10 protein-coding genes are annotated in these 12,999 nt (G+C 50.1%); 7 read left to right on the top strand and 3 right to left on the bottom strand.

The window, feature by feature from the left end:
• The first annotated feature begins 91 nt into the window (after window positions 1-91).
• Complete coding sequence (locus ACGHZ6_RS02880; RefSeq protein WP_390617281.1) at window positions 92-2,398, top strand: TonB-dependent receptor; 2,307 nt, start codon at window positions 92-94, stop codon at window positions 2,396-2,398.
• A gap of 72 nt (window positions 2,399-2,470) precedes the next feature.
• Here the strand turns inward: ACGHZ6_RS02880 and ACGHZ6_RS02875 are convergent, their stop codons facing one another.
• Window positions 2,471-3,121 carry an HPP family protein gene (locus ACGHZ6_RS02875; protein WP_390617280.1) on the bottom strand — a complete coding sequence of 217 codons (651 nt, stop codon included), beginning with the start codon at window positions 3,119-3,121 and terminating at the stop codon, window positions 2,471-2,473.
• A gap of 148 nt (window positions 3,122-3,269) precedes the next feature.
• Here ACGHZ6_RS02875 and ACGHZ6_RS02870 point away from each other — a divergent pair, with 148 nt between their 5' ends.
• The gene (locus ACGHZ6_RS02870; protein ID WP_390617279.1) at window positions 3,270-4,982 is read left to right on the top strand and encodes a GNAT family N-acyltransferase; all 1,713 of its coding nucleotides are present in this window, start codon (window positions 3,270-3,272) and stop codon (window positions 4,980-4,982) included.
• A gap of 139 nt (window positions 4,983-5,121) precedes the next feature.
• Here ACGHZ6_RS02870 and ACGHZ6_RS02865 read toward each other — a convergent pair whose 3' ends face one another.
• On the bottom strand, window positions 5,122-6,150 hold the full coding sequence (locus tag ACGHZ6_RS02865; RefSeq protein ID WP_390617278.1) for an AraC family transcriptional regulator: 1,029 nt from the start codon (window positions 6,148-6,150) through the stop codon (window positions 5,122-5,124).
• 182 nt (window positions 6,151-6,332) lie between these two features.
• On the opposite strand from ACGHZ6_RS02865, the gene ACGHZ6_RS02860 reads away from it, so the two are divergent.
• A complete protein-coding gene (locus ACGHZ6_RS02860; protein WP_390617277.1) occupies window positions 6,333-6,653 on the top strand; it encodes a 2Fe-2S iron-sulfur cluster-binding protein in 321 nt (106 codons plus the stop codon).
• A gap of 43 nt (window positions 6,654-6,696) precedes the next feature.
• Window positions 6,697-7,971: a cytochrome P450 gene (locus ACGHZ6_RS02855; protein ID WP_390617276.1), complete on the top strand. Its 1,275-nt coding sequence runs from the start codon at window positions 6,697-6,699 to the stop codon at window positions 7,969-7,971.
• Between the two features lie 74 nt (window positions 7,972-8,045).
• Here the strand turns inward: ACGHZ6_RS02855 and ACGHZ6_RS02850 are convergent, their stop codons facing one another.
• Window positions 8,046-9,422, bottom strand: coding sequence for a hypothetical protein (locus ACGHZ6_RS02850; protein WP_390617275.1), 1,377 nt, complete (start codon window positions 9,420-9,422; stop codon window positions 8,046-8,048).
• A 232-nt stretch (window positions 9,423-9,654) separates the two neighbouring features.
• Here ACGHZ6_RS02850 and ACGHZ6_RS02845 point away from each other — a divergent pair, with 232 nt between their 5' ends.
• The 3 genes from ACGHZ6_RS02845 (at window position 9,655) to ACGHZ6_RS02835 (ending at window position 12,967) form a co-directional block, all read left to right on the top strand.
• Window positions 9,655-10,059: a MerR family DNA-binding transcriptional regulator gene (locus tag ACGHZ6_RS02845; RefSeq protein ID WP_390617274.1), complete on the top strand. Its 405-nt coding sequence runs from the start codon at window positions 9,655-9,657 to the stop codon at window positions 10,057-10,059.
• Window positions 10,060-10,124: 65 nt separating this feature from the next.
• Window positions 10,125-11,294: an isovaleryl-CoA dehydrogenase gene (locus ACGHZ6_RS02840; RefSeq protein ID WP_390617272.1), complete on the top strand. Its 1,170-nt coding sequence runs from the start codon at window positions 10,125-10,127 to the stop codon at window positions 11,292-11,294.
• A gap of 65 nt (window positions 11,295-11,359) precedes the next feature.
• Window positions 11,360-12,967 (top strand): carboxyl transferase domain-containing protein, encoded by a 1,608-nt coding sequence (locus tag ACGHZ6_RS02835; protein WP_390617271.1) that lies wholly within the window; start codon window positions 11,360-11,362, stop codon window positions 12,965-12,967.
• The last annotated feature ends 32 nt before the right edge of the window (window positions 12,968-12,999 follow it).

Here is a 12,999-nt window from a genome sequence, read left to right as displayed (position 1 = left end):
AAGCGCGTCGCTTCTGTTAGCGGCTAGCCAAGCTGGTACAGGTGGTTTGTCGCTATATGGTCGTAATAATAAATATAAGTACGGAGATCATATGACTCACTCACACTCTAGCTCCATTCAAAGAGAGACACGTTCGCATCTATTTACCGTTTCCGCTCTGGCCCTGGCCATTGCAAGCACTAGCGTGAGTGCACAGGAAACATCCGATCAACCCCAACGTGGTTCTGCCTTATCTATTTTGGAAGAAGTCACGGTAACAGCACGTAAGCGTGAAGAGAGCGCTCAGGACGTGCCACTATCCATCAGTGCTTTTGGCTCAGAGCAGATCGATGCCTTGAAGGTACGCGACCTGACCAACCTGTCCGTAGGCATGCCCAACGTAGCCCTGGATGATATCGGCACCTCCCGCGGTACCGCCAACTTCTCTATCCGTGGCCTGGGTATTAACAGCTCCATTCCATCCATTGATCCTACGGTAGGTATCTTTGTTGATGGCGTGTATATGGGCGTGAATAACGGCATTATTCTCGACACTTTTGATTTGGAAAGTATCGAAGTGTTGCGTGGTCCACAGGGGATTCTGTTTGGCCGTAATGTAACCGGCGGTGCGGTTTTGATGAAAACCAAACGTCCGGGTGATGAGCTGGAAGTCAAAGTCCGGACTGCCGTTGAAGGCGGTGGTGAAGAATTAAACACCTATGCAATGAGTAGCATCAGTGGGCCTATCACCGACTCTTTAGGGGGTAAACTGGTTCTCTACTACAACAACGATGATGGCTGGTTTGAAAACTTAGCCACCAACGATGAGTTTGGTGAAAACCGGACCAAAATGGCGCGCGGGGTTTTGGATTGGGATCCGACAGATAAATTAAATGTTATTGCGCGCTATGAGTATAGTGAATCAGATGGGGATGGGCCTGCCTCACAGAGTCATACCAATGGAAGCGGCGTGCCAAACGCAGTCAATAATTATGATCGCGATAGCTTTAACTTTTCGGTTGATGAAGAAGGGTTCCTAAAGACTCGGACTAACTTCCTAGCCTTAGAAGCTAACTACGACGTCGAATTCGGCGATGGTACTGTGACTGGTATTTTCGGATGGAGAGATAATACTCAGACCGGCATCGGTGATATTGATGCATCTTCCCAGCCTTATTTCCATGCCCCCTCATGGCTCGAAGCAGAGCAATATAGCTATGAGTTAAGATACAACGGCCAATTTGATAAGCTAAACCTAACAGCGGGCATCTATCACTTCACTAACGAAATCGATTATCACGAACGAAGATTATTAGCACAAATACCTGCTGTACTTGGCGGAATCCAATACGACGGTGGTGGTGAATATGAAGTCGAAACCACAGGTGTGTTCATCGCTGGCGACTACGACCTTAGCGAACGCTTAACATTGTCAGCAGGCTTGAGATATACCAAAGAAGAAAAAGAAGCAAAGCTTGCCTCGTTGAATGAAAATATTACAACCTTAGTTCCAACTTTCCCCCTACTTGGACCACGAGACGACGAATGTAATATCGTTACAAACGGCGACTGTCCTTTCGATTTTGTTGATGATGAAGATTGGAGTAACTGGTCTCCGAAAGTAGGCCTTACTTACGATCTAGACGAAGAAACCATTGTTTACACACACTGGTCTAGAGGTTTCCGTTCTGGTGGCTATAACCTACGAAATACTTCTTTCACAGTACCCCCTGCATCTTTCGACGAGGAGCAAGTAGACAACTTTGAAGTTGGTATCAAGAGAGAAATTGGTCAGAAAGGCCGCATAAATGCCGCTCTTTTCTATAATAAAATTGATGATATGCAACGTGAGCTAAATCTTCCTAACGAGGGAGCAGGTGTTGTACAGCTTGTTCGCAATACAGCCGACGCATCCATTGTTGGTTTAGAGATTGACGGCATGTACGCAATAACAGAGCAGCTACTTCTCACTGCATCAGTGGGTTATATAGACGCAGAATACGATGACGTTAAAGAAGACCTGAATGGTGACAACGTTGTAGATAGCGCAGATGAAAAGCTTGACCTTCCAAGGGCCGCTGAATGGACGTATAGCATTGGTTTAAGCCATGACCTTCCTCTTGGGGATGTTGGTTACATTACTTCTCGTATCAATTACGCCTACCGAGATGAATCTGCCTACACCGATAGTAATTTGGGCTTTATCGACAAGCAAAAAATCCTCGATGCAGGCATCGACTTCTACAGTAACGACGGCCACTGGAACATTGGTCTCTACGGTCGTAACTTACTAGATGAAGTCAAACATGGTGGCGATACGCAACTTCCGGATGACATTGCAGGAGTTCCAACCGGCGGCACCTTCTCCCCACTCGCCAAAGGCCGAGTCTACGGCTTGGATGTAACCTACACCTTCTAAAACTATTTTGCTTTACCTACGCAGTACCCTCTTACAGCCGCCTTCGGGCGGCTGCTTTTGTTTTAACTCCCCTTAACTCCACAAATCAATCGGCGCTCGATTCATAATCACCTGCAGAATATCCACAAGGGTGACAATACCAACCAGATTTTCCTCACTATCCAATACCGGCATAGCGCCCACCTTGTGCCCAGTCATAGCCGCTGCCAGTTCTCGAATCTCGGACATAGGTCCAACGGTTAGCACCCGCCGAGTCATCACTTCCACAACCGTTCGCTGCTCACTCAAAGGGTGATCCAATACCATGGTTGATGTTGCACGCAAAAGGTCCCGCTCAGACACCAGACCGCACAGCTGTTGCGATCCATTGATAACCGGAATATGGCGAAAGCCTTTTTGCTTAAATAATTCCCAGGCTCTCTGTAAGGTTGCGGACTCCGGCAGGGTGACGACAGGCGCCTGCATAATATCCTTGGCGTAATACACCGGCTTGCGCTGTGGCTCACCGTCATGAATTTCCTGGTAGGGTGCAGCCTGTCCCTTGCCTTTATGACCTTGGCCCGGCAACGTCTGGGCAGGCATACCGCTCTCTTTGACCTGGTCGCGCTCGCTAAGGCGATTGGAGGCCGCCAACTCGTTAAGCTGATTCACATCACGGGGCGGAAATATGTCATACCAGGGAGTCTGAGTTCGCACCCCATAGTCGTACACTACCAATGTCATAACCACTTCCCTCACCTGACGGGCATACTCCCAGTGTACACCCCCTATTTGTCACAAGACAGTCATACAGCTGTCATCCCAGCTTCATGCCAATCGCTTAATTTTGTCGCAATTGTGAAAAGATATTGTGAACAGACAGAGCCTAGCTATGATTGATATCGAACAAGCGGTTGCCAATAAATTCCCAAACTTTAAGAGCCAACCCGACCTGATTAAAAAGCCCGTCGTTTCTTTCCTGCGCTCTCTCACCAAAGAGAAGGATATTAACGCCTTCTTACAGGCTAACGACGATGCCGACGCCCTGGATTTTATCGATCGCGTATTTGAGTACTTTAACTTTAGCTACGCCATCACCACCCAGGATCGCCAGAATATCCCCGCGCAGGGCCGTGTGGTGATCATTGCCAACCATCCCATTGGCTCCCTTGATGGCTTGGCGCTATTGCGCCAGGTGAGTGAAGTCCGCCGCGATGTGAAGATTATCGGCAATGATATGCTGATGCATTTTACCGCCCTGCATAGTCTGCTAATCCCGCTGGACAATATGACCGGGGGCAGTGCCCTGCGTAGCTTCCGCCGCAGCCTCGAAGCACTGAATAACGACGAAGCCGTGATCGTTTTCCCGGCCGGAGAAGTCTCTCGCGCCCATCCTACCGGTGTTAAAGATGGCCGCTGGCTGCCGGGTTTTCTGAATCTGGCCCGCCGCGCCAAAGCGCCGGTACTGCCCATTCATGTTAAGGCCAAGAATTCGCTGCTGTTCTACAGCGCCTCCATGCTGTACAAACCTTTGGGCACCGCCCTGCTGGCCCAGGAAATGTTTAACAAACAATCGGCCACCATTCACTTCCGCGTCGGCGAGCCCATCCCTGCAGAAGCACTGCAAAGTGACAAACTCAATGACAAGGCATTAATTAAACGCCTGAAAAAACACCTGTACAAAATCGGTCGCAAACGTAAGCCGATTTTTGAAACCGTTAAAACCATTGCCCACCCGGAAGATCGTTGCGAACTGCGTGAAGAATTGGAACAGGCCGAATTGCTGGGTCAGACCCGCGATAACAACGGCATTTATCTGGCCAACCACCAGCAAGCACCAACACTGATGCGCGAAATTGGCCGCCTGCGTGAAGTCGCCTTCCGCAAGGTTGGCGAGGGCACCGGCGCCAAACGCGACCTTGACCGCTACGACCGCGACTACCACCACCTGGTACTCTGGGACAGCAAAGCATTAGAGGTTGCCGGCTCCTACCGCATTGGTGAAACACGCAAGCTGATCGATCAACACGGCGAGCAAGGTATTTACACCCGCACTCTGTTTAACTTCCAGCCGGACTTCCGCAGTTATTTACAAGAAGGCCTGGAATTGGGGCGCAGCTTTGTGAATCCAAAATACTGGGGTAAAAACAGCCTGGATTATCTGTGGCAGGGTATCGGTGCTTATTTACGCCACAACCCGGAAGTTCGCTATATGATTGGCCCGGTCAGCATCAGCGCCAGCTATCCCAAGCAATTGGTAGATCACCTGGTGTATTACTACGAGCTGCACTACGCCTCCCCACAAGCCCTGGCTAGCGCTAAACAACCGTACTTCCTTGACCCAGCTCATCGCCAACAACTGGCGACCGAGTACGACGGCCTGGATCGCGACAGCGGTTTTGCCCACCTGCAATCGGTGTTTGCCGAACAAGGTCAAAAGGTACCGGTACTGTTAAAACAATATGCCGCTCTGTTTGAGCCGGGCGGATTCCAACTGCTGGCATTCAGCATCGATCCAGACTTCAGTGACTGTTTGGATGGCCTGTTTCTGGCCGACCTGACCAAACTCAAACCCGCCAAGCGCAAGCGCTACCTGGGTGAGTAAAACAGGCGAATAAACTGCGATGTAAGAGAAGTGAGGGGTCCGACCCTGCGGGTCGTACCCCGGATTAAGAACTAAGAACTCCCCGAACGCAGTTTTAAATATGGGGTCTGACCCGCAGGGTCAGACCCCGCCCTTTGGTTTATTTGTCGCGATATTGGCTCGGCGTTATGTCAAACCAACGCTTAAACGCCCGACGAAAATTCGCACTGTCGTGATACCCCAACAACCCAGCGATACTCTCAACGGAAAGCGCTGAGTCCTTTAAATACCTGGCAGCCAAGGACGCAAAAATCTCATCCCGCAATTGACGGTAACTGCTACCCTCTTTCTCCAGCCGCCGCGCCAGAGTTCGCTTGGTGATAAACATCGCCGCCGCTACAGCATCTTCTGACAACTGCCCTGGAGGATGTGTGAGCATATACGCCTTCACACGATCAGCCGTTGTTGCCCGCTCCTTGGGCAACTGATTTAACATCAGCTGGCACTGTTGCAATGCCATATCATAATTTTCATGATCGGCTGTCGCGTTGACCGTAGCCAGTAATTCCAGCGGAATTAACAGCGTATTGCGTGAAGACTCAAAACGTATAGGGCAAGGGATATACTGCGGATAGAGGGACCGATAAGCAGGGGCGGCATAGTCCAGGCAGAGCTGCCCCTCATGCAGCGGCCGCCCCAGAATAAATTCTATCAACGACAAGAGCGCCAGACTGATCGCTTCCAGAATACTGCGCCTGACTACCGACTCAGCATCCAGCGCCAAATGGAAATCGCAGTACAGCCACTGTTCATCCGTTTGCATATCCAACCGCACAAAATACATCCGGGTTGGCAGAAATTCCTGAAACGCCTCAATGGCGGTTCTTAGATCCGGACTACTGTTAGCCAGAAATCCCATCGCCCCATGGGTAGGTGGTGTCAGACGTTTGCCCACCAGCAAACCAAAGCCTTTATCACCCACCAGACGCAGGGCATTACGAATAATCTGAATTTGTTGCGGGCCGGTCAGCAAGGTCGCATCAGAGGTCAGCTGTGCAGGCGTCAATGCAACTCCCGCCAACAGCTCACCCAAGGACCGTTCCTGTAAACCAATCACAGTAGCAATCAAGCGAGAATAGCTTGTCGGGATACAAGCATTGTCTGTTGAAGGCGAAGTGGTAACTGTCATGGGAGTCTGTTCGCTGTTAGCAACCGGCAGGCATGATGAACGCCTACCCTATCAAGTCAGTGACGAGACAACAGCCCCAGTGTCTTTTAATAACCCCCAAAAGTCAAAAAATGACCTGCCCCAGTCAACGCGCAATTCCTACTATAAATACACATCAATAACGGACACCCGAGGAGAGAGAGATGGCCAAAATTACCTTTATTGAGCACAACGGTTCTGCACACGAAGTGGAAGCCAGCGAAGGGCAAACCCTGATGCAAGCAGCCCTGGATAATGCCGTACCCGGCATCGATGCCGATTGTGGCGGCAGCTGCGCCTGTGGCACCTGCCACGTCATTATCAGCCCCGAGTGGGCCGAAAAGATAGAAGCAGCCAATGACACCGAAACCAGCATGATCGATATGACACCGGAAAAGCAGGACCACTCACGTCTGGCTTGCCAGGTTGAACTTAACGAAGCCCACGATGGGCTGGTTGTAAATCTGCCTGAATTCCAGATGTAAACCAGCCAGGTGAATCAAATTATAAAAATACAAGAGAGAGATTATGAACGCACAGTTTAAACCGTCATCAGTCTACCCCGTCCTACCCAACCCCAACGATGTGGCCTTGCACGAAATAGATGTCAGTGACCCCCGTCTACTGGCCAGCGGTGAATGGGAAACCTACTTTAAACGCCTGCGCGACGAAGACCCGGTACACTATATTGAAGACAGCCCCTTTGGCCCATTTTGGTCTGTCACGCGCTTTGAAGATATTTTATTTGTCGACCGCAACCATCAGTTGTTTTCTTCCGAGCCGGTGATTGTCATTGGTGATCGCCCCGAGGATATGTTGCTCGATATGTTTATCGCCATGGATCCCCCCAAACACGACAAGCAACGCCAGGCGGTCCAAGGGGTTGTAGCTCCCGCCAACTTGGCGCAACTGGAAGGCCTGATTCGCTCTCGCGTTGAAGACATTCTCGACAACCTACCCACGGATAAAGAATTCAACTGGGTTGAAGAAGTGTCTATTGAATTGACCGCGCGCATGCTGGCAACGTTATTTGGCATGCCGCAGGAAGACCGTCACAAGTTAATTTACTGGTCCGATATGGCGACCGCCGACCCTGCATTAACCGGTGGCGAAGCCGATCGCGACGAAGTGTTACAGGCAATGCACGAGTGTGCCACCTACTTCTCTCAACTCTGGCTGCAACGCAAAGAAGAAATAAAAGCAGGTAACAAGTCCTACGATTTGATTAGCCTGCTGCTGAGCAACGATGACACCAGGGACTTGATCGATCGGCCAATGGAATTTCTCGGTAATCTGTTACTACTGATTGTTGGTGGCAACGATACAACTCGTAACTCAATTACCGGCGGCATCAAATTTCTCAATGAGTTCCCGAAAGAATACGAAAAACTGCGCGCTGACCACAGCCTGATTCCCAATATGGTATCCGAGATTATTCGCTTTCAAACGCCGCTGGCCCATATGCGCCGCCTTGCCACTCAAGATGTAGAACTGGCAGGAAAAACCATTAAAAAAGGCGACAAGGTCGTCATGTGGTATGTATCGGGTAACCGCGATGAACGAGCTATCGATACCCCGGATCAATTTACCATCGATCGCCCCAATGCCCGCCATCATTTATCCTTTGGCTTTGGCGTGCATCGCTGTATGGGAAACCGTTTGGCTGAAATGCAATTGCGGATTTTATGGGAAGAAATTCTGCAGCGTTTTGAAACTATCGAGGTCGTTGGCGAAACAGAACACGTGCTATCAAACTTCGTTAAAGGTTATACAAAGCTTCCTGTACAACTGCATAAAAAATAGTAGTCAACACAAATATCGTAGCCACATGATTTACAGCACCGGCCATAAAAAGCCGGTGTTGTATCTTGTACAACTCAATAGAAAAGGTAACTTTTTCCTGGCGGTATCTGTTCACGCAGATGCTCAGCAAACCCTTCTGCAATGTCCTGGTGCTTGCTATTAAGCAAGGGAAACGCCTCTTCTACCAACAATACCTTTAACGGATACAGCTCTGTATTGAACTGGATACTTTGTACCGCCTGATTAACCCTCTCCGTTGAATCGATATAAATATCCAGCCGTTTGGCAGCCAGCATTTTCACCCCTTGCTCGACATGAATCACTTTATGCAGATGACTTGGTGGTACATCCCGAAGGTATTGCTCCATATTCAAGAGGCCATAGCGATATCCCACGCGCAATTTTTGCTGAATAATATCCTCAACCCCGTTGACCTCCAGCTGCGCACGGTGGCCCCAGGCTTGAAACTCTACCCGCATCACAGGAACATCAATGATAATCAGCCGCTGCTGATCAAATGCATTCAGAACTTTTTCGGTTCTGGCACAGCTGCCGTCCGTGATGCCCGCATTAAGATTTGCCAATGCTCGTCCAGGTAGTGCCGTAGTCATATAAAACTCTTTGCCCACCTGCTTAAATGCCTTGCGATAAGCGCTAACCATCTTATGAAATAAAGGACTTCTGTCATTTAAAATGCAGTTGAAGTGAATAGTATCCTTTGCTGGCCGATCCAATAATTTCGCCAGTTTCATTTTCAAATAACCCGGATACGACAGAACATGAAATTCTTTTGCCAGCAGCTTTTCAATGGCCTGCGCATCCGCTGCCAAACGGTTATGCAACAGAGGGATGACCGGGTAAGTCCTTAAGATTTCATAGTACTTGGGCTTATCCCTAAAATTAAATTGACTCACCCCCAATACCCGCCCAATCCAAATATCAATCTCTCCCTGACTGAGCGCCAACTTGCCATCATCCAGTGAAGTAAAAACCACTACATTGGTGTGCTGACTGGCTTCTATCACCGCCTCCGATCCCGCAATGCCTTTTAGATAACCCACACGCACCGATGCCGGTATAGGCTTCCCCTTCAACAGCCCTTCAGGAATAGGCTTTTCACTCCAGGCGCCATAGGATAAGGCAGTCATGGAGATATCCAGCTCCAGATACCCCTCAATGCCCTTTAACTTGGCGTAGCCGGGGATATGACCACAGTCACCGTCTGCCTGACCATCCCTCAGCAGGCCTGGCGCCTCATCAGGCCTAATCGCCACCAGCTCAAAGTTGTAACCCAGGCTGTTAAACACCTTGGAATAGGCGTATTCCACGTATTCGTAAAACGGGGCATTGGGTCGTATCACACAGACAAAGTAAACGGTTTTATCCTTCGGGGTGGAAGCCTCACCCGAGGCGCACACACACAGCATGAGGCAAACAAGCCATAACCGCATGTTCGGTGTTTCTGGTCTGATATTCAGCAAATACACACTTTTTGCCCCTGGAGCTCAATGACCCACAAGTCAGCAGATTACATCAAGTATAGCTCTAGCGATCCCGGCCTTTTTATCAATCCAGGCAATCAAATCTGCCCATATTATTCCTAATCACTCTAAGCTTACCTTTACGTTAACGTAAACCTTTGATAATCTTTTCCCATCATTAGCCAATTTGACAGATAGACCTATGGGCTCAGGCAACACCTACTCCATTTCCGATCTCGCCAAAGAGTTCGATATTACGACCCGAACCATCCGCTTTTACGAGGATAAAGGCCTGATCACCCCTGCCCGCCAGGGACAAACCCGTATCTACAGCGCCGCTGACCGTACCAAGCTCAAACTGATTCTGCGCGGTAAACGGCTGGGATTCTCCCTGGAAGAAAGCCGCGACATTGTCGCTATGTACGATCCAGGCAGTAACAACACTGATCAATTGGTCACCCTGATTAACGGTATCCGCAAAAATCGCGCGCAATTGGAACAGCAGCTACACGACCTGGAACTGATGATGGTCGATCTCAACGAATCCGAGCAGCGCTGTATTGATACGCTTCAAGCGTCCGGCGTCAATCCGGACGATGTACTTTAAAACTGTTTATAGATTACGACTTTTAATTTCCTAAACCTTTTATGTCCTAAACATGGGAGAGAGATATGAACACAGGTTACCCCACACTGAACTTCGATCTGGGCGAAGATATCGACATGCTGCGCGACAGTGTTTACAGCTTCGCTCAAGCCGAACTGGCCCCGCGCGCCGAAGAAATTGATCGCAATAACGAATTCCCCATGGATATGTGGAGAAAGTTTGGCGATATGGGCCTGCTAGGTATGACCGTTGAGGAAGAATACGGCGGCACCAATATGGGTTATCTGGCCCACGTCATTGCCATGGAAGAAATTTCCCGCGCTTCCGCATCTGTTGGCCTGTCCTACGGTGCTCACTCCAACCTGTGTGTTAACCAAATTCGTAAAAACGGCACCCACGAACAAAAACTTAAGTACCTGCCCAAGCTTTGTTCCGGTGAACATATTGGCGCCCTGGCCATGTCAGAACCTAACGCCGGTAGTGATGTGGTCAGCATGAAGCTGCGCGCCGAGAAGCAAGGCGACAAGTATGTACTGAACGGTAACAAAATGTGGATCACCAACGGCCCCGATGCCAACACCTATGTGATCTACGCCAAAACCGATATCGAAAAAGGCGCCTGGGGCATGACTGCCTTTATTGTCGAGCGCGACTTCCCCGGTTTCTCCCGCCATCAAAAACTCGACAAGCTGGGTATGCGCGGCTCCAACACCTGTGAACTGGTTTTCGAAGACTGTGAAGTGCCTGTCGAAAATGTACTGGGTAAAGAAGGCGAAGGCGTGAAAGTTTTGATGAGCGGCCTGGACTACGAGCGCACCGTATTGTCCGGTGGACCCGTGGGCATTATGCAAGCCTGTATGGATATCGTTGTACCCTATATCCACGACCGCAAACAGTTCGGCCAATCAATCGGTGAGTTCCAGTTAATGCAAGGCAAAATTGCCGATATGTATACCGAACTCAACGCCTCGCGCGCCTACCTCTATGCGGTAGCCAAAGCCTGTGATCGTGGCGAAGAAAGCCGTAAGGACGCCGCCGCCGTTATTCTCTACACCGCCGAGAAGGCCACCCAAATGGCACTGCAAGCCATCCAGACACTGGGCGGCAATGGTTATATCAACGAATTCCCGACAGGTCGTCTGCTGCGTGATGCCAAGCTGTATGAAATCGGTGCCGGCACCTCGGAAGTTCGCCGTATGCTGATCGGTCGCGAATTATTTAACGAGACAAAATAAAGACCGAAACCAAGTAATAAAACGTTTAAGAACTACTCAGAAACAGAGCTAGCTGGAATCGAGTTATGGCTACGATCAAGTCAAAGATCAACACCCGTACTGCAGACTTTGCCGAAAACGCAGAACATATGCAGCAGCAGGTTAACGACCTGCATGACAAACTGGAGAACATCAAGTTAGGCGGCGGCGAAAAAGCCCGTGCGCGTCACACCTCGCGCGGCAAACTGCTGCCCCGTGAACGGGTTAATACCGTACTCGATCCCGGCTCACCGTTTCTGGAGCTGTCGCAATTGGCCGCCCACGATGTTTACGGGGAAGATATTCCTGCCGCTGGCATTATTACCGGCATCGGTCGCATCAATGGCCAGGAGTGCATGATTGTCGCAAACGATGCGACAGTAAAGGGCGGCACCTACTATCCACTTACGGTAAAAAAACATCTGCGTGCGCAAACCATCGCGCAGGAAAATAATTTACCTTGCATTTACCTGGTTGATTCCGGTGGTGCCAACCTGCCACGCCAGGATAATGTGTTCCCGGATCGCGATCACTTTGGCCATATCTTTTTTAATCAGGCCAATATGTCTGCGCGCAATATTCCGCAAATTGCCGTGGTGATGGGTTCCTGTACTGCTGGTGGTGCCTATGTACCCGCCATGGCCGATGAATCCATTATTGTGAAAGAACAGGGCACTATCTTTTTGGGCGGACCACCGTTAGTAAAAGCTGCTACCGGTGAAGTGGTAAGCGCGGAAGAGCTGGGCGGCGCGGATGTTCACTGCCGCACCTCCGGTGTCGCCGATCACTTTGCCCAGAATGATAACCACGCCCTGCAACTGGCCCGTCAGGCGGTAGCCCGTTTAAATCGCGTCAAACCGATTCAGAATGATGTTAAGCCGGTAAGTGAGCCCAACTACGACCCGAAAGAAATCTACGGCATTATTCCGAAAGATTCTCGCCAACCCTACGATGTCCGCGAAATTATTGCCCGCATTGTCGACGGCTCTGAATTTGATGAATTTAAAGCACTGTTTGGCACAACACTGGTGTGCGGTTTCGCCCGTATCTTTGGCTATCCTGTTGGCATAGTGGCGAACAACGGCATTCTGTTTGGAGAGTCTGCCCAAAAAGGCGCACACTTTATTGAACTCTGTGCGCAGCGAAAGATTCCACTGGTGTTTTTGCAAAACATCACCGGCTTTATGGTGGGCAAGCAGTACGAGTCCGGCGGTATTGCCAAACACGGTGCCAAAATGGTGACCGCAGTCGCCACCGCACAGGTACCCAAGTTTACCGTATTAATTGGCGGTTCCTTCGGTGCCGGTAACTACGGCATGTGTGGCCGTGCCTATGACCCTCGCTTCCTGTTTATGTGGCCTAACGCGCGAATTTCCGTGATGGGTGGCGAACAAGCCGCTGGGGTTTTGGCACAGGTAAAACGTGACCAAAAAACCAAAAACGGCGAAGACTGGTCAGAGCAGGAAGAAGCCGAATTTAAACAGCCCATTATCGACACCTATGAAAAACAGGGTCACCCCTATTACGCCTCTGCCCGCCTTTGGGACGATGGCGTTATCGATCCCGCTGAAACGCGCATGGTGCTGGGCTTATCTATTTCGGCAAGCCTTAACAAAGAAATCGACGATACCCAATTTGGTATTTTCAGAATGTAAGCGGGCAAGCCCATATCAAACAAAAGTGAACA

Source organism: Maricurvus nonylphenolicus (assembly GCF_042854845.1).
GTDB lineage: Bacteria > Pseudomonadota > Gammaproteobacteria > Pseudomonadales > Cellvibrionaceae > Maricurvus > Maricurvus nonylphenolicus.
This window is presented reverse-complemented; position numbering and strand designations above follow the sequence as displayed.